Annotated in this window: 17 protein-coding genes and 2 tRNA genes; 7 read left to right on the forward strand and 12 right to left on the reverse strand. The window is 66.2% G+C overall.

What is annotated here, in order from left to right; translation table 11 throughout:
• Position 1 precedes the first annotated feature (1 nt).
• Both HHAL_RS08240 and bchF read right to left on the reverse strand, forming a co-directional pair.
• A complete protein-coding gene (locus HHAL_RS08240) occupies positions 2-1,276 on the reverse strand; it encodes a ferredoxin:protochlorophyllide reductase (ATP-dependent) subunit N (RefSeq protein WP_011814423.1) in 1,275 nt (424 codons plus the stop codon).
• Positions 1,273-1,785 carry a 2-vinyl bacteriochlorophyllide hydratase gene (gene bchF, locus HHAL_RS08245; protein ID WP_011814424.1) on the reverse strand — a complete coding sequence of 171 codons (513 nt, stop codon included), beginning with the start codon at positions 1,783-1,785 and terminating at the stop codon, positions 1,273-1,275. Before bchF ends, HHAL_RS08240 begins: the two co-directional genes overlap by 4 nt.
• Before the next feature lie 297 nt (positions 1,786-2,082).
• On the opposite strand from bchF, the gene HHAL_RS08250 reads away from it, so the two are divergent.
• Both HHAL_RS08250 and HHAL_RS08255 read left to right on the forward strand, forming a co-directional pair.
• The gene (locus HHAL_RS08250) at positions 2,083-2,706 is read left to right on the forward strand and encodes a helix-turn-helix domain-containing protein (RefSeq protein ID WP_041595122.1); all 624 of its coding nucleotides are present in this window, start codon (positions 2,083-2,085) and stop codon (positions 2,704-2,706) included.
• An 82-nt stretch (positions 2,707-2,788) separates the two neighbouring features.
• The gene (locus HHAL_RS08255) at positions 2,789-4,048 is read left to right on the forward strand and encodes a coenzyme F420 hydrogenase/dehydrogenase beta subunit N-terminal domain-containing protein (protein ID WP_011814426.1); all 1,260 of its coding nucleotides are present in this window, start codon (positions 2,789-2,791) and stop codon (positions 4,046-4,048) included.
• On the opposite strand, the gene HHAL_RS08260 is transcribed toward HHAL_RS08255, so the two are convergent.
• Both HHAL_RS08260 and HHAL_RS08265 read right to left on the reverse strand, forming a co-directional pair.
• A complete protein-coding gene (locus HHAL_RS08260; RefSeq protein WP_011814427.1) occupies positions 4,031-4,483 on the reverse strand; it encodes a hypothetical protein in 453 nt (150 codons plus the stop codon). The genes HHAL_RS08255 and HHAL_RS08260 overlap by 18 nt on opposite strands.
• Positions 4,484-4,525: 42 nt before the next feature.
• Positions 4,526-5,890 carry a TrpB-like pyridoxal phosphate-dependent enzyme gene (locus HHAL_RS08265; RefSeq protein ID WP_011814428.1) on the reverse strand — a complete coding sequence of 455 codons (1,365 nt, stop codon included), beginning with the start codon at positions 5,888-5,890 and terminating at the stop codon, positions 4,526-4,528.
• Between the two features lie 180 nt (positions 5,891-6,070).
• Here HHAL_RS08265 and HHAL_RS12700 point away from each other — a divergent pair, with 180 nt between their 5' ends.
• On the forward strand, positions 6,071-7,972 hold the full coding sequence (locus tag HHAL_RS12700; protein WP_011814429.1) for a hybrid sensor histidine kinase/response regulator: 1,902 nt from the start codon (positions 6,071-6,073) through the stop codon (positions 7,970-7,972).
• 36 nt (positions 7,973-8,008) lie between these two features.
• Here HHAL_RS12700 and HHAL_RS08275 read toward each other — a convergent pair whose 3' ends face one another.
• The gene (locus HHAL_RS08275) at positions 8,009-8,554 is read right to left on the reverse strand and encodes a lipocalin family protein (RefSeq protein WP_041595123.1); all 546 of its coding nucleotides are present in this window, start codon (positions 8,552-8,554) and stop codon (positions 8,009-8,011) included.
• 139 nt (positions 8,555-8,693) lie between these two features.
• On the opposite strand from HHAL_RS08275, the gene HHAL_RS08280 reads away from it, so the two are divergent.
• The gene (locus tag HHAL_RS08280) at positions 8,694-10,208 is read left to right on the forward strand and encodes an SDR family oxidoreductase (protein WP_011814431.1); all 1,515 of its coding nucleotides are present in this window, start codon (positions 8,694-8,696) and stop codon (positions 10,206-10,208) included.
• Here HHAL_RS08280 and HHAL_RS08285 read toward each other — a convergent pair.
• On the reverse strand, positions 10,106-11,041 hold the full coding sequence (locus tag HHAL_RS08285) for a DMT family transporter (RefSeq protein WP_244857318.1): 936 nt from the start codon (positions 11,039-11,041) through the stop codon (positions 10,106-10,108). The genes HHAL_RS08280 and HHAL_RS08285 overlap by 103 nt on opposite strands.
• A gap of 145 nt (positions 11,042-11,186) precedes the next feature.
• Here HHAL_RS08285 and HHAL_RS08290 point away from each other — a divergent pair, with 145 nt between their 5' ends.
• Together HHAL_RS08290 and HHAL_RS08295 are read left to right on the forward strand one after the other, a co-directional pair.
• Positions 11,187-12,056, forward strand: a complete 870-nt coding sequence (locus HHAL_RS08290) for a LysR substrate-binding domain-containing protein (protein WP_011814433.1) — start codon at positions 11,187-11,189, stop codon at positions 12,054-12,056.
• A gap of 170 nt (positions 12,057-12,226) precedes the next feature.
• The gene (locus HHAL_RS08295) at positions 12,227-12,787 is read left to right on the forward strand and encodes a hypothetical protein (RefSeq protein ID WP_011814434.1); all 561 of its coding nucleotides are present in this window, start codon (positions 12,227-12,229) and stop codon (positions 12,785-12,787) included.
• An 82-nt stretch (positions 12,788-12,869) separates the two neighbouring features.
• On the opposite strand, the gene HHAL_RS08300 is transcribed toward HHAL_RS08295, so the two are convergent.
• Positions 12,870-14,798 (reverse strand): ATP-binding cassette domain-containing protein, encoded by a 1,929-nt coding sequence (locus HHAL_RS08300; RefSeq protein WP_011814435.1) that lies wholly within the window; start codon positions 14,796-14,798, stop codon positions 12,870-12,872.
• A gap of 63 nt (positions 14,799-14,861) precedes the next feature.
• Here HHAL_RS08300 and HHAL_RS08305 point away from each other — a divergent pair, with 63 nt between their 5' ends.
• The gene (locus HHAL_RS08305; RefSeq protein WP_011814436.1) at positions 14,862-15,737 is read left to right on the forward strand and encodes an ATP-binding protein; all 876 of its coding nucleotides are present in this window, start codon (positions 14,862-14,864) and stop codon (positions 15,735-15,737) included.
• 41 nt (positions 15,738-15,778) lie between these two features.
• Here the strand turns inward: HHAL_RS08305 and HHAL_RS08310 are convergent.
• The 5 genes from HHAL_RS08310 to alaS form a co-directional block, all read right to left on the reverse strand.
• Positions 15,779-15,855, reverse strand: a tRNA-Arg gene (locus HHAL_RS08310).
• A gap of 51 nt (positions 15,856-15,906) precedes the next feature.
• Positions 15,907-15,996 (reverse strand) — tRNA-Ser (locus HHAL_RS08315).
• A gap of 50 nt (positions 15,997-16,046) precedes the next feature.
• A complete protein-coding gene (gene csrA / locus HHAL_RS08320; protein ID WP_011814437.1) occupies positions 16,047-16,262 on the reverse strand; it encodes a carbon storage regulator CsrA in 216 nt (71 codons plus the stop codon).
• Between the two features lie 125 nt (positions 16,263-16,387).
• Positions 16,388-17,638, reverse strand: a complete 1,251-nt coding sequence (locus HHAL_RS08325) for an aspartate kinase (RefSeq protein ID WP_011814438.1) — start codon at positions 17,636-17,638, stop codon at positions 16,388-16,390.
• 71 nt (positions 17,639-17,709) lie between these two features.
• On the reverse strand, positions 17,710-20,301 hold the full coding sequence (alaS, locus tag HHAL_RS08330) for an alanine--tRNA ligase (RefSeq protein ID WP_011814439.1): 2,592 nt from the start codon (positions 20,299-20,301) through the stop codon (positions 17,710-17,712).
• Position 20,302 lies beyond the last annotated feature (1 nt).

Raw genomic sequence — 20,302 nt, forward strand, 5'->3', positions numbered from 1 at the left:
TCTACACCTTCAGCGTCTCGTGGCGGACCAGTGGCCGGGCAAAGAGCTCGGCAAGGTCGCCGGCCTGCTCGAACCCCTGGATGGGCGAGAAGACCAGCTCGATGGACCACTTGGTCCGCAGACCTTCGGCCTCCAGCGGGTTCGCAAGCCCCAGCCCGCAGACCGTCAAATCGGGACGGTCGGCGCGCAAACGATCCAGCTGGGCGTCCACATCCTGCCCCTCGACCAGGCGGACCTCTTCGCCCAGGGCGTCGCGTTCCCGGCCATGGAACTCCCGGTCGAAGTACGGCGTAGCCACTTCCACCGGCTGCATGCCGCACTCCTCGCTGAGGAAACGCGCCAGCGGCAGCTCGAGCTGCGAATCCGGCAGGAAGGTGATGCGCTTGCCGCTCAGCACCCCCCGCTGGCGCTCCAGCGCTGCTTGCGCCCGGGCGATCGGCGCTTCGATGACAGCCTCCAGCTGCTCGTCCGGCACCCCGAAGGAGCGGGTGGCCGCCTGGAGCCAGCTGCGCGTTCCCTCGACCCCCAGAGGGTACGGGGCATCCAGGCGCTCTGCGCCGCGGCGAATGAGCGCACGCGTTGCCTCGCCGGTAAAGGGCTGGGCCTGGAGGACCCGTGTCCCCGGCCCCACCGGCGGCAGATCCGCCCCGGTGCGCGGCGGCAGGAAATGAACCGGGCCGATGCCCAACTGATCGAACAGGCGTCGGAATTGATCCTCGACGACGTCGGCCAGGGTACCAAGGACGATCAGCGACGGCGCGCCCTCCGGGCTGGCCGGCAGCTCGTGGGCCAGGGTGGTCAGGAACTGGTCCTCGCCCTGAGTAAAGGTGGTCTCCAGCCCACTGCCGGAATACGGCAGCACCCGCACGCGCCCCTCGTGGGCAGCGGTCAGCCGCTCCGCAGCCTTGCCCAGATCGAGCTTGATGACTTCGGAGGGGCAGGAGCCGACGAGGAACAGGGTACGGATCTCCGGGCGGCGGGCGAGGAGTTCGTGGACGACCCGGTCGAGCTCCTCGTTGCAGTCGGCCATCCCGGCCAGGTCGCGCTCACCGAGCACCGCGGTGGCGAAGCGGGGCTCGGCGAAGATCATCACCCCCGCGGCGGACTGTAGCAGGTGGGCGCAGGTGCGCGAACCGACCACCAGGAAGAAGGCGTCGCGCATCTTCCGATGCAGCCAGACGATACTGGTCAGGCCACAGAAGACTTGGCGCTGCCCCTCTTCCTGGGCCAACCCGCCGCACACCCCGCCCCCATGACAGCTCGCAGACTCCGTCATTGCGCCCCTCCCTCCTCGGCGGCGCGCATCTGCTCCTCCTGGAGGCGCGCGGCACGCAGCTTGAGGAGAAACTGCATCGCGTTGACCACGTAGGCGGCATAGGCGGCCAACGCGATGAGCATCTGCTGCACCGGAGTGAGGAAGTCGCCGAACCAAACCACCAGGTAGGCGGTGTGTAAGACGATCACCCCCATGCTGACCACGTCTTCCCAGAAGAACGCAGGGGCAAACAGGTAATGTCCGAAGACTTCTTTCTCCCAGATCGCCCCGGTCACCATGATCGTGTAGAGAATCAAGGTCTTGATGATGATCGACCAGGCCGCCCACTCGAGCAGATCACCGGTGGCGAGATACCACAGGACCAGGCCCAGGCTGACCAGAAAGACGATGAACTGCGTCGGGGCCAGAATCCCCTGGACAAGTGTCCATGGCGACGCGTCCCGGCGTCGACGCTCTTCCTCGGTATACAGACCGGCTGGAGGTGATTTCATGGAACCCTGATGCTGCATTGCGCTGCATCCCCATTTTCGGGAGTGACTTCTCGGCGAATCTAAAGCGCCCCCCCGGGTGTGTCAAGCTAGCTGGACGTGGGCCACGATTGACACAAGCTTTCAATACAGGGGGTTAGCATTCGAGCGCGCGGACGGGCAGATCGTCGCAACCCCGCTTCTCGCCCTTGAACTATTCCGTTGGAATGCCGTCAATATCGGGGGTGCGACTATTCTCGATGAAATTGGTCCGAATTAAACGGCCCAATCCCCGTCAATCGTAACGAAAGCCCCAGAGGACGGCCGAAGTTGAAATCCATGAACGCCCCGCAACAGTCGCTGAGCGATCTGTCGGCGGAGACGGTCGCACGGCTGCTTGAAGCTGCCGCGGATATCGCACTGATCGTGGATACCGAGGGCACGATCCACGACGTGGCGGTCGGCAGCGACGACCCGGGCGTTCGCGCTGCCGCAGGCTGGAAAGGGCGGCGCTGGCGCGAAGTGGTTGGCACCACGGAGCAACAGACCGTCGACCAGCTGCTCATCGAGCCAGAGACGGCGCCCGCGGGCACGACGTTGCAGCACATCGACGCGCGCGGCAACCCGATCCCGGTGCGCTACCGAGTCGTCGCCCTGGACGGCCAACGATTCGCTGCGCTGGGCAGGGATCTGCGCCCCTGTGCCGCACTGCGCCAGCAACCGCGCGAGCACAACCGGCTGCGTTCCATCGAGCAGACCACGGCCCTGGTCGGCCAGGTCCCGCTGCGTGACCTGGTCCGTGAAGCCACCGACCTGATCGAACGCATGTGTATCGAGACGGCCCTCAGCATCACCCACGACAACCGGGCCTCTGCCGCCGAACTGCTCGGCCTCAGCCGGCAGAGCCTCTACTCCAAGCTACGCCGTCACGGGCTGATGACCTCCCACAACGACGCCGAGTAGCCGCGGCCCCGCCACCCTTGACCCGCCCTGCACGCCCCTCTAGCTTGAGCCTCTTGCCATTGGCCGACCAAGCGAGGGCCCCATGGATTCAGCCACCGTGCAGACACCGTCCCTGGCCACCCCGGCCCCGCGGGATCTTTGCACCGATTGCGGGCTCTCGCGCAGCTCCGACCCGAAGCGCTGCGGCCGCGCCTGCCAGTTCATCCGTCCAGACTATGCCGCGCTGGAGCGCCGCACCCACGGGCGTAGCCGGGACCCCGAACGCCCCGACGAGCTCCACTTTGGCCCCTTCCGGCGCATGCACCAAGCCGCCCTGCGAACGCCGCGGGCCGGCGCACAGTGGACCGGCATCACCACTCGGTTGGCCGAGCGGTTGCTGGAGAGCGGGCGCGTCGACGCGGTCCTGACCGTCACCGGCGCTAGCGAAGACCCCTGGCACCCTCAGCCCGTGCTCGTCACCGACCCGGCAAAGCTCTCTCAGTGCCGCGGCATGCGCATGGGCTACGCCCCCTTGCTCGCCCTGCTTGAACCGGCATTGGCACAAGGCTACAAGCGGCTTGGGGTGATCGCCTTGCCATGCCAAACGTACCCGCTTCGCGCCTTGGAGGAGGAGCTCGGTCTGGAGCGCCTGGAGATCATCGGGACACCCTGCTCGGACAACACCCCCACGGCACACTTCCACCGGTTCCTCGAGTTGCTCACCCCTTCGCCCGAAGCGGTCACCTACCTGGAGTTTCGCGCCGACTACTACGTCGAGCTGCGCTTCCAGGACGGCAGCAAGCGCGAGATCCCCTTCCTTCAACTACCGATCTCCCGGCTGCCGGCCGACTTCTGGCCACTGACCTGCCGGACCTGCGTCGACTACACGAACGCGCTGGCGGATATCACGGTCGGCTACATGGCTGGGCGGGGCGAGCAGTGGATCCTCGTTCGCAATGAACGCGGCGAGGCGATGCTGGAGTTGCTCGGCGACGAGGTGCGGCTGGGTGCACCCAGCTCAGGAGGCAGGCGCGACGGCCCGGTCCAGGGGTTCATCGACAATACTGAGCGCGCGGCCGGGGGGATGCCCAGTCGGGGCATGCCGAACTGGCTGCGCCCGATCATCGGCCGGCTCATGCCCTTCGTCGGCCCGCGGGGGCTGGAGCTGGCGCGCGCACGCCTGGAAATGAAGGCCGCCGAAACCCTCATCCACCTCCAGCACCAAGCCCCGCGCCGTGCCCGGGCGATGGTCCCCGAGCATGTCTACAGGCTGGTGGAGGGCTACCGAATCCCCAGCGTGGAACGCTCCGAACCCCGGCACGACGGGGCCCGGAGCGCGACGCCGTCAAACCGGGTCGATTAGCAGCACGTAGCGCAGTGCCTCAGCGTACTCCCGCGCCGTGGCCTTCTCGCCATTCTTCTCGCGCTCCAGGGCCCGGTCGACCTGGGCCTTGGCGATGACCGACAGACTGCGCATGCCCACGGGCCCCACGGCCTCGACATAGCGGGTGAGGAACTGCTGCGACTGCAGCCGATCGGTCTCGGCACTGATCGCTTTGATCCAGAACATCTTGCGCAGACCGACAAGCACGAAGACCGCCGCCGGGAGGGCAATGGCGATGATCATCACCGCCAGCGTCTGTTCCGCGCCGGGGAGCAGGTCGCGCTGGATACCGATCAAGTAGGCAATCACGCCAACAACCGCCGCCAGCGGGAAACTGATCCCGGCGGACAGCCAGGTCGACTTGGTGAGTTCCTTGAGTAACCGCTGTCGCTCCTCGAGGATCTCGTTGGTCATGCTGCGCTCCTTAACTCTGCAAGTGGGATGGGCAAGCCGCCGTCAACGCTCCACCGACGGCAGTCCGGACAGCGCCATGGCCGCCTCGACCTGGCTGCCGCCGAGGTCGCTGAGGTTGCCCGCCAGGTAATCCGTATAGGCCTGCATGTCAAAATTACCGTGGCCGCAAAGGTTGAACAGGATCGCCTTCGACTCGCCACGTTCGCGGCACCCCTGGGCCTCCTCGATCACCGCCTTGACCGCGTGATTGGCCTCGGGGGCGGGGATGATGCCCTCGGCCCGCGCAAATTCCAGACCGGCAGCAAAGCAGTCGAGCTGATCGTAGGCCCGCGCGTCGAGGTAGCCGAGGTCCTTCAAATGGCTGATCTGGGGGGCCATGCCGTGGTAACGCAGCCCCCCGGCGTGAAACCCCGGGGGCATGAAACCGGAGCCAAGGGTGTGCATCTTGGTCAGCGGCGTCAACTGCGCCGAGTCACCGTAATCGTAGGCAAACTGCCCCCGGGTTAGGGTCGGACAGGCCAGCGGCTCCACGGCGATGGCCTCGACGCTCGGGCCGCCGCGCAGGGCGGCGCCGAGGAACGGGAAAACGATCCCCGCGAAGTTGCTGCCACCCCCGGTACAGGCAATGACCGTGTCGGGGTAATCGTCGGCCATGGCCATCTGCTCCATCGCCTCGACACCCGTCACGGTCTGATGTAGCAGGACGTGGTTGAGCACGCTGCCCAGCGCGTACTTGGTGTCGTCGCGCTGCGCGGCCAGCTCCACCGCCTCGCCGATGGCGATGCCCAGACTCCCGGTGCTGGCCGGGTTGTCCGCCAAGACCGAGCGGCCAAAGGCGGTCTCTTGGCTCGGGCTGGCAATGCACCGCGCACCGAAGCTCTCCATGAACGCACGCCGGTAGGGTTTCTGCTTATAACTGACCCCCACCATGAAGACCTCGATGTCGAGATCGAACATGGCGCCGGCCAGCGCCAGGGACGACCCCCACTGACCGGCCCCAGTCTCGGTGGTGATGCGGCGCACCCCCTCGGCGTGGTTGTAGAAGGCCTGCGGGAGCGCGGTATTCGGCTTGTGACTCCCGGCCGGGCTGACGCCCTCGTACTTGTAATAGATGCGCGCCGGGGTATCGAGGGCCTTCTCCAGGCGCCGGGCCCGGTAAAGCGGCGCCGGCCGCCACTGCCGATAGGCGTTGCGAACCGGCTCCGGGATCTCGACCTCCCGCTCCGTAGTCAGCTCCTGCTCAATCACTCCGCGCGGGAAGAGCGGCGCCAGGTCGTCCGCCGAAACCGGCTCCCGGGTTGCCGGGTGGAGCACCGGCGCCAGCGGGGCGGGCAGATCGGCGCTGATGTTGTACCAGGCGCGCGGGATCCGCGCCTCATCGAGGACATACTTGACGGTCTCACTCATGGTTGGCTCTCGCGCTGGCCCAGATCAGAACGCCGGCTATGGTAGCCGCGCCCGGCCACGGGGGGAAGCTGACCAGGCGCGACACGCCGCCGCCGGCTAGACAGGCCGGGCTTGCAAAAAAGGCTGGTCCGCGGTAAAGGGTAGAGGACAAAACGCCACAGCTAAGGAAGGCTGCATGCCATGGTGACCGAACAACAGACCCTGCTCGAGGTCGCCCGGGCCACCACCGCCATCGGCGGCTGGATGCTCGACCGCTCCACCCAGGCGGTACACCTCTCCACAGAGACCCGGCGGCTACTTGAACTACCCCCGGAGCACCGGATGGATCTGCGCACCGGACTCGGCCTCTACCCACCCGAGTATCGGCCGATCGTCACCCGCGCTATCCACACCACCCTCCACCACGCCCGCCCCTTCCAGCTCGACGTCGACATCCACACCGCCACCGGCAAACGGCTCCACGTGCGCAAACTCGGCAAGCCGCTGATGGACGACTACGGCAATGTCCTGGGTCTGCGCGGCGCGCTGCAGGACCTGACCGAGATCAAGACCGCCGAGCGCCAAGCCCGCCGCCTGTCCCAGCGCCTGGAGACCACCCTGGAGAGCATCACCGACGCGTTCTTCTTGGTCGACCCGGCCTGGCGTTTCACGTTCCTCAATCGCGAGGCGGAGCGCCAGCTCAACTGTCAGCGCGAGGACGTGCTCGGCCGCGTGGCCTGGGAGGTCTTCCCGGAGGCGCTGGGGACCGCCTTCGAGGAGCACTACCGATATGCCTTGGCGCAGCAGGAGCCCGTGGTCTTCGAGGCGTACTTCGCGCCCGTCGAGACCTGGTTCGAGGCCCGGGCCTACCCATCGGACGAGGGACTTGCGGTCTACTTCCGCGACATCAGCCAACGCAAACAGGCGGAAGCGGAGATGGCCCAGCTGAACGAAGAGCTACACCAGGCCCGGGAACGCGCCGAACAGGCCAGCCGAGCCAAGTCGGAATTCCTCGCCGCGATGAGCCACGAGCTGCGCACTCCGCTGAACGCCATCACCGGCTTTGCGCAACTGCTCCACCAAACCCCGCCCGACGAAACGCAAGACCGCGATCAGCACCTTGAGCAGATCCTCTCGGCCGGCTGGCACCTGCGGGACCTGATCGGCGACGTGATCGACTTCGCCCAGATCGAGACCGGTCAACTGGCGGTTCATGCGGAGCCCATGGCCATCGACGCCCTCGCCCGCAACAGCGTGGCGATGATCACCGAGCAGGCGCGTCGGCGTGGTCTCACAGTGCACTGCCAGAGCGACCCCATTGCGCCCCCTTGGGCCCGCGCCGACCCGGTTCGCAGCCGACAAGTGCTGCTTAACCTGCTCTCCAACGCCGTCAAGTACAACAACCCGCACGGCACAATCACCGTTACCTGGTCCACCGCCGGTGGCAGTGTTCAGGTAGACGTCGCCGATACGGGCAGCGGCATCCCGCACGGTCGCCGCGATCGTCTCTTCGAGCCCTTCGAGCGACTCGGTCGTGAAGCCGGCTCCATCGAGGGCAGCGGCATCGGTCTGTCATTGTCCCAACGACTCGCCCGGATGATGAGCGGGGATCTGCAGCTGCTTCACAGCAGCCCCGATCGCGGGACCACCATGCGACTGACCCTGCCTCGCTACAGCGATGACCACTCAGCGACTAGCACGCCGCCCGTCAGCCTAAGCGAAGCCGCGCCCGCCGCGCCCATGCGCATCTGCTACATCGAGGACAATGAGCTCAACATGATGGTGGTGCGCGGTCTGATCCGCCGGAAAACGACCGTCACCCTAGACGAAGCCTGGACCGGCGCCGAGGGGCTGGCGCGAATCCGCCAGGGCCCACCCGACCTGGTTCTGCTGGACATGCACCTGCCCGACATGCACGGCCGGCAGGTGCTGCGCGAGATCCGCGCCGACCCGGTACTGACTCACCTCCCGGTCGTGGCCCTGAGCGCGGACGCCGCCAACGAAACCCTGGAAACCGCCGACGGCACCCTGGACGGCTACCTGCTCAAGCCGTTCCGGCTGGCCGATCTGGACGCCCTGATCGCCCGCTTCGCCCCGGCATGAGACCCGCCCGGGCGCAGACTACGCGGGCCACGATGTTCACCTTGATGGCGCCACCCCGTGCTCGACGCGCTGCAGCTCTTCGACCTCGAAGCCGAGCGCTCCGGCCTTCTGGATCAGGTCGTCCAGGACCACCTGCTCAAGATCCGGCTCTCGGGAGAGGATCCACAGGTACCCGCGCGTCGGGCCAGAGACCATCGCCCACTGATACTCAGCCTCATCCAGAGCGATGACGTGGTAACCGCCGCGAATGGGCCACGTGAAGGTCACTGTAAGACTGGCCACTTCCGGCTCCCCCTGGAACCGGGCCGTCCCCTCGATCTCCTGCCACTCACCGGCGTCCGGATCGTAGCCGTGATTACGCACCCCGACCCGTCCGTCTTCCCGGCTCCAGTACTCCGCGCTGACATCGGTCAGCCCGCGCTCAAAGCGATGATCGAGGCGCTTGACTGAATACCACTCGCCCATATAACGATCCGCGTCGAACCCCTCCACGGGGTCGACCCCCGAGGGCGCCCCGGTGCAACCCGCGAGCATCAGCCCTCCCGCGGTGGCCAGAAGCGCCACCCGGATGCCCGGGAACATCCTCGCTGCGCCTGTCATCGATCCCCCTCTACCCGACTCTCTGCGAGTCATGGTGTCACAGGTCCGAATCAACCCATGAACTTCTCGCCCCGATCAGCCATCCTACTGCATAGTAGTTCACACGCAGGGGACGACCCGGATGATGGATCAAGACCACCCCAACCCCGACGCCGCAGCGAGCGAGTCACCCCTGTTCGCGGTCTTCGGCGCAAGCGGGTACATCGGCTCGCACCTGGTCCCCGAACTGCTCGGCGCCGGCTGTCGGGTCAGGGCCGTCGCGCGCAACCGGGAGGTCCTGGAGGCCCGCGGCTGGGAGGGGGCCGAGCTGGCCGCAGCGGACGCTCTGAAACCGGAGACCCTGGTGCCTGCCCTCCGGGGGGCCGACGTGGCCTACTACCTGGTCCACTCCATGGGGGCCGGCAAGACCTTCGGCACGCTGGACGTCGAGGCAGCCCGCAACTTCGCGGCCGCCGCCGCCGAGGCCGGAGTGCGCCGCATCGTCTACCTCGGCGGGCTCGTGCCCGAGTCGGCCCGCTCGGCGCACATCCTCTCTCGCCGCCAGACCGGCGACACCCTGCGAGAAGGCTCGGTGCCGGTTACCGAGCTGCGCGCCGGGATCATCGTCGGCCCAGGGTCGGCGGCATTCGAGATCATGCGCGACCTGGTGCTCCATCTTCCGGTGATGGTTACCCCGCGCTGGGTCTTTGCCGAATCCCCGCCCATCGCGCTCCAGGATCTATTGGAGTACCTGCGCCGGGCCCCGCAATGCGGGGAAACCGCCGGGGCGATCTTCGATGTGGCCGGACCGGAACACCTGACCTACGCCCAGATGATGCGCATCCTCGCCGAGGAGGCCGGGCGGCGCCCACCCACGGTGATCCCGGTCCCCCTGCTGACTCCGAAGCTCTCTTCATACTGGCTCCGCCTGGTCACTGCAGTCCCCACGCCCATCGCACGGGCACTCATCGAAGGCCTGCGTGAGGACTACCGGGCCGATGACAGCCAGATTCGCCACCTGGTACCGCAGCAGCTACGCGATTTCCGCAGCGCCGTACAGGACGTATTCCGCGCCGAGCGCGAGCAGACCGTGGCCGCGCGCTGGACCGAAGGCGCCTTTATGTTCCGCAACTACCGGATCGACTACAGCTACTACGCCAAGAAGGCCCAGGGGTCGGCGATCACCACCGCCGACCCCCAAACCGTCTGGCCGGTTGTCACCGCCATCGGCGGCGACAGCCGCTACTACTATGCCAATGCGCTGTGGAAGATCCGCGAAACCTTGGACTGGATGGTCGGCGGCCCGGGGAGGAATTACGGCCGCCGCCACCCCACAGAGCTTCGGGTAGGTGATGTGGTCGACTCCTGGCGGGTCATCGGGCTAGAGCCCGAACGCCGGCTCACCCTCTGGTTCGGTATGCGGGCCCCCGGCTCCGGCGTGCTGGAGATCGAACTCACACCGCAAGCCGAGGGCGGGACCAAGATCACGGTTGCCAACCACTGGCACCCGGCCGGGGTCTGGGGCCTCCTTTACTGGTACGCCCTGGCCCCGGCTCACTCCCTGATATTCTCGGGGCTGGCCCGGTCCATCGCCCGGCGGGCTGAGGCATCCTCGACCGCATCCGGATCTCGCTCGGCGGCGCCGGACTCGGACTGAGCCTCGGCACTCTGGGCCAGCAGCGCGCCGCCCACCACGGCCAGGCCCGCAACCAGCAGGGCGAGCTCCGGCTCGGTGAAACCGGTGAGGACCAGCACCACGGCGGAGATCACCGGCACCATGTAGGTCAGGACACCCAGCAACCCGGTGGGCCCCTTACGCAGGGCAAACCCCCAGGTCATAAAGGCGATGCCGTAGGGCCCGACCCCGATCAGCGCAGCCGCCAACCAGTCCGTACTCTGGGGCGTACCGACGCTCTCGCCGAACAGCACGGCGAGCACCACGGCGATCACTGCGGCCTGTGCAAACATGCGTGCGTAGCCGCGGAACGGGATCGTACCCGCCTGGGTCAGATAGACCGAGAACGCCGCCCAGGCACAGCCACTGATCACCCCAAAGACGTAGGCCACCAGCGGCGTCTCGGCCCCGGCAGGCGCGTCGCCGAGGATCAGCGGCGCCACACCGATGAACGCCACCCCCATCCCGAGAAGCACCCGCAGCTGCACCCCGCACCCGGCGAGCCAGTTGGCGACGAGCACGAAGACGACCGGCCACAGGTACGTCACCAGCGTCACCCGCGCCGGCTCTCCCCAGGCCAGAGCGGCAAAGTAGAGGTACAGCGCTGCCACAAGCGAGAGCACGCCGCCGAGCCAATAGCTCAGATCCGGGTCCGGCATTCGACTGTGGGGCTCGCGCACAAAAATTGCCGAGCACCAGGCGACAGCGGCGGCCGCCGCGAGGGCCACCACCGTCGTCATCATGGCCGGCAACTCGGTAAGTTGGCGCAATAGCGGCAGACTGCCCCATAGGCTTACCGAGAAAATGCCAGCCACAAGACCCGAAAGCAGCGCACGATTCAGCAACGCATAACCTCCTCTAACCTTTTGATGGGCCTGAACGGGCTGCGTAATATAGGGACCATCCCGCGATCTTCCAAACGAATCTTCGTAATCATCCGATCATGTATCTCGATAGCCTATGAAGACACGCATCCTCGACCTGACGCTCCTGCAGACCTTCGTCACGGTGGTCGAACAAGGCGGCTTCACAGCCGCCGGCGAGCAGCTCCACCTTGCCCAATCCACTGTCAGCGCGCACATTACGCGGCTCGAGGAAATGGCCGGACACCGGTTGCTGCGCCGCGATCAGCGCCGTCTAGCGACAACCACCAAGGGCGAGCGACTCCTTGCCCACGCCCGCCGGCTGTTGCAGCAAAATGCCCTCGCCTGGCAAGAACTCCAGGAAGAGCGACTGGGGGGGCGGGTGCGACTGGGGATCCCGGACGACTACATCATGTTCTTGCCTGAGAGCTTGAGCGACTTCGAGGCCCGCTACCCTGGCATCGAACTCGAGGTCAGCGGCGGCCTTAGCGTCGAACTGATCGAACAGGTCCAGTCGGGGCAGCTCGACCTGGCCGTGGTCACGCGCCAGCCCAAGAGCCCGGGGGGCGAAGTGCTGCGCCGCGAGCCTCTGATCTGGGCAGCTGCAGCCGACTACGCTGCCGAGGAACGCGACCCGCTACCCCTCGCCCTCTCCCGACAGGGCGTGTGCACCTTCCGGGAGCAGGCCGTGGAGGCCCTCGAGGCAGCCGATTTCCCGTGGCGCATTGCCTACACCAGCACCAGCCTGGCCGGGCTGCGCGCGGCAGTGCGCTCCGGGCTGGCCGTGACCGTTCTAACGCCGTCCATGCTTGACCCGGATCTGCGTACACTCGGACCCGAGAGCGGGTTGCCGGAATTGCCCAGCATCGAGCTGGCGCTCCACCGCGGGGCCGGGCGGCCCAGCGAACCGGCCCGCCAGCTGTTCAACACACTCCAGGAGCGGCTGGGCAACGTCAGCCACGGGTAACCAGCGCGGCCCAAGAATCCGATATCCTGGACGCAGAAAAATACCCTGACTGCTTGCAGCCACAGACACCGGCGAGTAGGTTAATGCCGCGCTGCTAGCGGATTGCTCCGCGCGAAGCCCCGGGCGCCCTCGCCCCACGCACCGGAGCGGACAACGGAAAGGATTGGCTTATGAAACGCAACGAAGAGATTATTGAAGCGCTACGAACCTACACCAATCGCCGGATCCCACTGCTCTGGGGCAGCGTTCTGGCGATCCTCCTGGTAGCGCACCTGGTCACTGCCTACCTGGTGGAGCAGTTCTGGAGCGAGCACCTTGCGGTCACCCCGTGGGTCGCCATCGCCGCGGTGCTGATCGGCATCAGTTTCTTCCTCTACGAGAAGATCGGCGGCAAACTCCGCGCCGCGGAGTTCGAGTTCCAGCGTACAGCCCTGGGTTATTGGGACTACGAGCGCGGCTACCAGCAGTGCGAGGGCATCCGACAGGCGGCACTGCTGGGGTTTCTCGGCACCGCCATCCTCTACTGCGGGTTCGTCTTCGGCCAGGTGTGCGCCACTGCAGACGACGCCAGCCGCAAGGTGCTGACGGACCTCGCGCCAGGCAAGCAGATCGAGCTGCTGTCCAACCCCGAGCAGCTCACGGTCTTGGGCATCGGCGCGGCACTGATCGTCGGCGCGCTGATCTGGATCCACCGGATCCGGGAGCAGATCCGCAGCGATCTGAGCGCCTGAAGCGCTGGGCACCCCGGCCGGGCGGGCGCCCAGCGCCCGGCCGGCTTCACCGTCCCAACGACGCCGCCCGCACTCCTCTCGGCTACTGCCCCGCAGCCTGGGCTGCCTCCACCGCCTCCTCGGCCTGGACCCACTGAACCTCCAGTGCATCACGCTCGCGCTGCAGACGGCCCTGCTCCTGTAGCAGTCCGGTCAGCTCCTCATGGTCTCCGCTGTAGAGCTCCGTATCGGCGAGTTGCGCCTCCAGGCGCGCCAACGCCTGATCGCACGCCTCGATCTGCTCGAGCAGGTCCTGGGCGCGCTCACGCAGCGGCCTGAGCGCCGCTCGCTGCTGAGCCTGGCGACGCCGCTCCGCCTTGCGGTGCTCCGCCGTACGGACGGGCTCGGACGCTGGGCCCTGCGTGACGTCACCACCGCCACGCCCACTCGCCCCCTCCGCTCGACGGCGCTCGACCAGCCAACGGTGGTAGTCATCCAGGTCACCGTCGAACTCACGAACGGCGCCATCGGCAACCAGCCAATAGCGCTCCACGGTCGCCGCCAACAGACTGCGGTCGTGGGACACCACCACCACCGCTCCCGCAAACCCCTGCAAGGCCCGGGTGAGCGCATGACGCATCTCCAGATCCAGGTGGTTCGTCGGCTCATCGAGGAGCAACAGATTCGGTTGCTGCCAGACCAGCAGCGCCAACACCAGCCGGGCCTTCTCCCCACCGGAGAGCCGGGCGACCGGCTCGGTGGCCTGATCACCCATGAAGGCGAAACCACCCAGGAAATCGCGCAGCCGCTGCCGCGACGCCTCCGGCGCCAGGCGCTGGAGGTGCTCCAGGGGGCTGCTTGACAGGTCTAGCTGCTCAAGCTGGTGCTGGGCAAAGTAGCCGACCCGCAGACCCGACGCCTGCGCAAGCTCCCCAGCCAGCGGGACCAAATCCCCAGCCAGGGCCCGCACCAGGGTCGACTTGCCGGCGCCATTGGGGCCCAGCAGGCCGACACGGTCCTCTTTCGCCAGACCTAGGGTAACGCCGCGGAGTACCGGATCCGTGGCATAACCCAGGTCCACCCGATCCAGGGTCATCAGCGGGTTGGCGACCGCAGGCGAGCCGGTAAAGTCGAACTGAAAGGGTGAGTCTGCATGCGCCGGGGCGACCCGCTCCATGCGCTCAAGCGCCTTGATCCGGCTCTGCGCCGCCCGGGCCTTGCTCGCCTTCGCCCGGAACCGATCGATGAACCGCTGCATGTGCGCGATCTCGCGCTGCTGCTTCTCGTAGAGTGCCTGCTGCCGGGCCAGGCGCTCTGCACGCTGGCGCTCGAAATCGCTGTAGCCACCCCTATAGAGGGTCAGTTGCCGCTGCTCGATGTGCAGCACTTCGTCGACGACTCGGTCGAGCAACACCCGGTCGTGGGAGATCACCAACAGGGTGCCGGCGTAGCCCCGCAGCCACTGCTCCAGCCAGAGGACGGCCTCGAGATCGAGGTGGTTGGTCGGCTCGTCCAGCAGCAACAGATCCGATGGCGTCATCAACGCCTGAGCCAGACTGAGACGCACCCGCCAACCACCGGAGAATGCCGACACCGGCCGCCGGGAGTCGGCGGGCTCAAACCCCAGGCCGTGCAGCAGCTCCTCGGCCCGCGCCGGCGCGCTGTACCCGTCCGCGGCCTCAAACCGGGCGTGGGCGGAGGCGATCCGATGCCCATCCCCGGACCGCTCCGCGGCCGCCACTTCCTGTTCGGCCGCCCGCAGGGCGCCATCGCCATCGAGGACAAAGTCCAGCGCTGACTGCTCCAGGGCTGGCGTCTCCTGGGCCATCCAGGCAATCCGCCAGCCATCGGGCCACTCGGCCGCGCCACGATCGGTGGCCAGCTCGCCGCGGAGCAGGGCCAGGAGACTGCTCTTGCCCGAGCCGTTCGCACCGATCAGCCCGACCTTGTGGCCCGGATAGATGGTCGCGCTCGCCCCCTCCAAGAGGGGATCAGCACCACGCCGCAGGGTGATATCGTTGAAATGAATCATAGCCACCATCGTAACAACTGGGTCCGAGGGGACGGGCTCAACGCCAACGAAGAAGGGAGGGCCATGGACCGCCTCGAACAGTTTCTGGATCGTGCCGAGCAGCTCCTCGAGCGCATTGAGCCGCTATTACCGCCCGGCGACCCGACCCCGGACTGGAATGCCGCCACGGCGTTCCGGTGGCGCCACCGCGCCGGCAGCGGATGGCTGGAACCCATCGGCGCCTCCCCGCAGGTGCCGTTCCAGCAGCTGCGCGGCATCGACCGCCAGAAGGAGACCCTCATCCGCAACACCCGGCAGCACCTGGCCGGACTGCCGGCGAACAATGCCCTGCTCTGGGGCGCCCGCGGCACCGGCAAGTCGTCACTGATCCAGGCCCTGCACACGGCCTACGCCGAGCAGGGACTGCGCCTGGTCGAGATCGAACCGGAGCACCTGATCGACCTGCCCGACCTGCTGTCGCTGCTTGCCCGGCGTCCCGAGCGGTTCATCGTCTTCTGCGACGACCTCTCCTTTGACGCCAGCGATCAACAGTACCGGGCACTCAAGGCCGTCCTAGACGGCTCCCTGACCAGTCGCACTGACAATGCCCTGCTCTACGCCACCTCCAACCGCCGCCACCTGATCCCCGAGCAGATGGCAGACAACCGGCAGGCCCACTTCAGCGAAGGCGAGCTGCATCACGGCGACGGCGTCGAAGAACGCATCTCGCTGTCCGAACGCTTCGGGATTCGCCTGTCGTTCCACCCCTTCGCCCAGGAGCGCTACCTGGAGATCGTGCGCGGCTGGATCGAGTATCTCGGTGGATCGGATGGCGACAGCGAGTCCGTCCGCCAGGCGGCGCTAGCCTTCGCCCTGGACCGGGGCTCGCGCAGCGGACGGGTGGCCTGGCAGTTCGCCCGGGACTGGGTCGGGCGGCAGGCGCTGGACGAGTCACTGTGACGCACACAAAAAAGCCCGGCCTTAGGCCGGGCTTTCGAGTCTGGCGCGCCGGGGAGGATTCGAACCCCCAACCTTCTGATCCGTAGTCAGATGCTCTATCCAGTTGAGCTACCGGCGCTATAAAGCGCTTTATTTTGCCGTTTAACGCGTTTTGCGTCAACCCTTGTTCTGGCGGAGAGAGAGGGATTCGAACCCTCGAAGGGCTTTCGCCCTTACTCCCTTAGCAGGGGAGCGCCTTCAGCCACTCGGCCATCTCTCCGTTAAGGTGCGTACCTTAAGGGATAGACCCCCTCCGAGTAAACCCTCGAGCTACTGCGGATCCGCACCCTGCCCGGGCGCCGCCTCCGGGACGTCACCGTCCTTCTCATGCCGGATCCGCTCATAGATCTCTTCGCGGTGCACGGAGACATCCCGCGGGGCATTCACGCCGATCCGTACCTGGTTACCCTTGACCCCGAGCACCGTGACACTGACGTCGTCACCGATCATCAGCGTCTCGCCCACTCTCCTCGTGAGTATCAGCATCGAACTTTACTCCTTGATTATGCCACCGCCACCGGCGCCTTTTGAGCGGGCGGCCGCTTCGCCCTTCGGAGCGACCCGACTCCTGAAGCACCCTCAGGCCTGATCCCCAAAGGGCGGAAACTGCGCTACTCGTCGGAGAGACCCTCAAGCTCGGCCACGGGCTGTACATCCAACTCGAAGGCCTTGTGCAAGGCGCGCACGCCAAGCTCCAAGTATTTCTCTTCGACAACCACCGAGATCTTAATCTCCGAAGTCGAGATCATTTGAATGTTGATCCCCTCGTTGGACAACGCACGGAACATGGTGTTCGCCACGCCGGCGTGGGAACGCATCCCGACCCCGACCAGGGAGAGCTTGACAATCTTGTCGTCGCCATAGACTTCCCGGGCTCCGAGTTGCTCAGCGTTGTCCCGGACCAGATCCAGGGTGGCCTGATAATCGCGCTTGTGGACCGTAAAGGTGAAATCCGTCAGCCCCTGCTGGCTGATGTTCTGGATGATCATGTCCACTTCGATGTTCGCCTCGGCAACCGCCCCGAGGATCTTGGCCGCGATCCCTGGCGTGTCCGGCACACCGATGACGGAGATCTTCGCCTCGTCGCGGTTGAACGCAATACCGGAAATCAGCGGCTCTTCCATTCCTTCTTCCTCGTAGGTGATGAGCGTTCCAGGCCCTTCTTCGAAGCTAGACAGCACCCGCAGGGGCACGCGGTACTTGCCGGCAAACTCTACCGCCCGGATCTGCAGGACCTTGGAGCCCAGACTGGAGAGTTCCAGCATCTCGTCGACCGTTATACGGTCCAACCGCCTCGCCTCGGGTACGACGCGCGGGTCGGTGGTGTAGACCCCATCCACGTCGGTATAAATCTGGCACTCGCTCGCTTCCAGTGCGGCTGCCAGCGCCACGGCCGTAGTATCGGAACCACCACGGCCCAGCGTGGTGAGCGCGCCTTCCTCGTCGACACCCTGAAAGCCCGCAACCACCACGACACGTCCCCGCTGCAGATCCTCTTGCAACGGCTCGGCATCGATATCGAGGATTCGCGCCCTGCTGAATGAACTATCGGTCAGAATCCGCACCTGCGCACCGGTGTAGCAGCGCGCGGGGCAATCGATCTGCTCCAGCGCCATCGTAAGCAGCGCGATGGTGACCTGCTCACCGGTGGACAACAGGACATCCACCTCGCGTGCTGGCGGATTTGGGTGAATCGACTCGGCAAGCTCAACCAGGCGATTGGTCTCGCCGCTCATAGCGGAGACGACCACGACCACATCGTCTCCGGCCTCACGACTTGCCTTGACCTGCTCGGCCACTGCCTGGATGCGCTCGGTCGTCCCGACCGATGTCCCACCGAATTTTTTGACTACCAGCCCCATGGGCATTCCTCAGCTAGCAGGGGCGTCTCAGCCTCCTATTGAAAGCATGCTAGGATGAGTATGAGACGCCATTAAGTCAAGTTATCCTTAATCCAAGCTTCGACTGAAGCCAACGCATCATTGACGTGGCTTGGGTCTTTACCCCCTGCCTGGGCGAAGTCCGCCCGCCCTCCGCCGCGCCCCCCAACCTGGGCGGCGACATGATTGACCAGATCGCCGGCGGCCAATCGATCGGTCAGATCCTTGGTTACACCCGCTACCAGCTGGACCTTTTCGCCCTGAACCGCCGCCAGCACGATCACGCCACTGCCGAGTTGGTTCTTGAGCTGATCCAGGGTATCCCGCAACCCCTTGCCACCCCCTTCAACGCAGGTGGCCAAGAAGCGGACACCGGCAACCTCACCGGCATCATCCAACAGCGAACGCCCGGCCTGCGTAGCGAGCTTCTGCTTGAGGCGCTCAATCTCTTTCTCCTGCTCGCGGGTGCGCTCGCTGAGCTGCTCGACCTTCATCACCAGGTTGTCCGGCCCGACACGCAGGAGATCTGCCAACCGATTCAACCGCCCTTCCGCCTCTTGGACCCAGCCGATGGCCCGCTCACCAGTGATCGCTTCGATGCGCCGCACGCCGCCGGCCACACCCGTCTCGTCGATGATTTTGAACAACCCGATGTCCCCAGTCCGGGCGGCGTGGGTGCCACCACAGAGCTCCTGGGAATAGTCCCCCAGGGAGATCACCCGCACCGTATCCCCGTACTTCTCGCCGAACAACGCCATAGCTCCGACCTGGACTGCTTCTTCGTAGGCCATGTGCGCCGCCTCGACGGGGTGATTGGTGAGGATCTCCTGATTCACGCGCGCCTCGATCCGTTCCAGGTCTTCCCGCGACGGCGCCTCGTAGTGGGAGAAGTCGAAACGCAGGCGATCCGGCGCCACCAGGGATCCCTTCTGCTGAACATGATCCCCCAGGATCTCGCGCAGCGCGGCGTGCAGCAGGTGCGTGGCGGAGTGGTTGCGGACCGTTGCCTCGCGGGTGCCACGATCCACCCGCGCGGTAACCTGATCGCCGACACCCAGCTCGCCCGATTCCAGACGCCCCAGGTGACCATGGGCCTCGCCCTGCTTCACGGTGTCCGCTACCCGGAAGCGTAGACCGTTGGCGAGGATTTCGCCGCGATCGCCCACCTGACCACCCGACTCGGCGTAGAACGGAGTCCGGTCGAGGACCACCATCCCCTCTTCGCCGGGCTGCAACCGCTGTACCGAGCGGCCGTCCTGATACAGCCCGATCACCGAGCCGACATCCTCGAGGGTCTCGTAGCCGGTGAAGCGGCTCTCGCCCGCGTCAACCACTTCCTCACGCGCCCCGCCAAACCGGCTAGCCGCGCGCGCGCGCTCCCGTTGCTCGGCCATGCGCGCCTCGAAGCCCTGATAGTCCACCTCAAGGTTGCGCTCGCGGGCGATATCCGCGGTCAGGTCCACCGGGAAGCCATGGGTATCGTAGAGCTTGAACACCACCTCGCCATCGATCACCCCGCTGTCGTTCCCGCCGAGGTACTCGTCAAGCAGCGCGAGTCCGTCTTCCAGCGTCTCGCGGAACCGCTTCTCCTCCTGGAAGAGGATCTTTTCGACGAATTCACGGCGGTCACGCAGCTCCGGGAATGCCTCGCCCATGACCGCATCGAGCGGATCGACCAGGCGGTAGAAGAACGGCTCATCGATGCCCAACTGATATCCGTGGCGTACCGCCCGCCGGATGATCCGGCGCAACACGTACCCGCGCCCCTCCGTCGAGGGCAACACCCCATCAACGATCAGGAACGAACAAGCGCGGATATGGTCGGCAACTACCTTGAGCGAGGGCTTGCGCCGATCGCTGACCCCGGCGATCTCGCCGGCGGCATCGATCAGCGGGGTGAACAGGTCCGTCTCGAAATTGTCGTGGACGCCCTGCAGGACCGCGGCCAGGCGCTCCAGGCCCATCCCGGTGTCGATGGAAGGACTCGGCAGCGGGTTCAGGTTGCCCTCGGCATCGCGGTCGTACTGCATGAACACCAGGTTCCAGACCTCGATGTACCGGTCACCATCCTCTTCATCGGAACCCGGCGGCCCGCCCGGCACCTCGGGACCGTGGTCGTAGAAGACCTCCGAGCACGGCCCGCACGGCCCGGTATCCCCCATGGACCAGAAATTGTCGTGGGCACCGATCCGGCGGAACCGCGCCGGATCCACGCCAATCTCTTCCAGCCAGATCTGCGCGGCCTCGTCGTCATCCTCGTAGACCGTCACCCAGAGCCGTTCGGGCGGAAGCTCCACCACCTCGGTCAAGAACGACCAGGCGTAGCGGATGGCATCCCGCTTGAAGTAGTCGCCGAAAGAGAAGTTGCCCAGCATCTCGAAGAAGGTGTGGTGCCGGGCCGTGTAGCCGACGTTCTCCAGGTCGTTGTGCTTACCGCCGGCGCGCACGCAGCGCTGGCTACTGGTGGCCCGCTGGTAGCCGCGCTGCTCCCGCCCCAGGAAGACCTCTTTGAACGGGACCATCCCGGCGTTGGTAAAGAGCAGCGTCGGGTCGTTGGCCGGCACCAACGGCGAACTCGGCACGACCTCGTGCCCCCGCTCCCTGAAGAAGTCCAGGAAGGCGGCGCGCAACTGCGCCGATGTCATG

The organism is Halorhodospira halophila SL1 (genome assembly GCF_000015585.1).
In the GTDB taxonomy this organism is placed as follows: Bacteria; Pseudomonadota; Gammaproteobacteria; order Nitrococcales; family Halorhodospiraceae; genus Halorhodospira; species Halorhodospira halophila.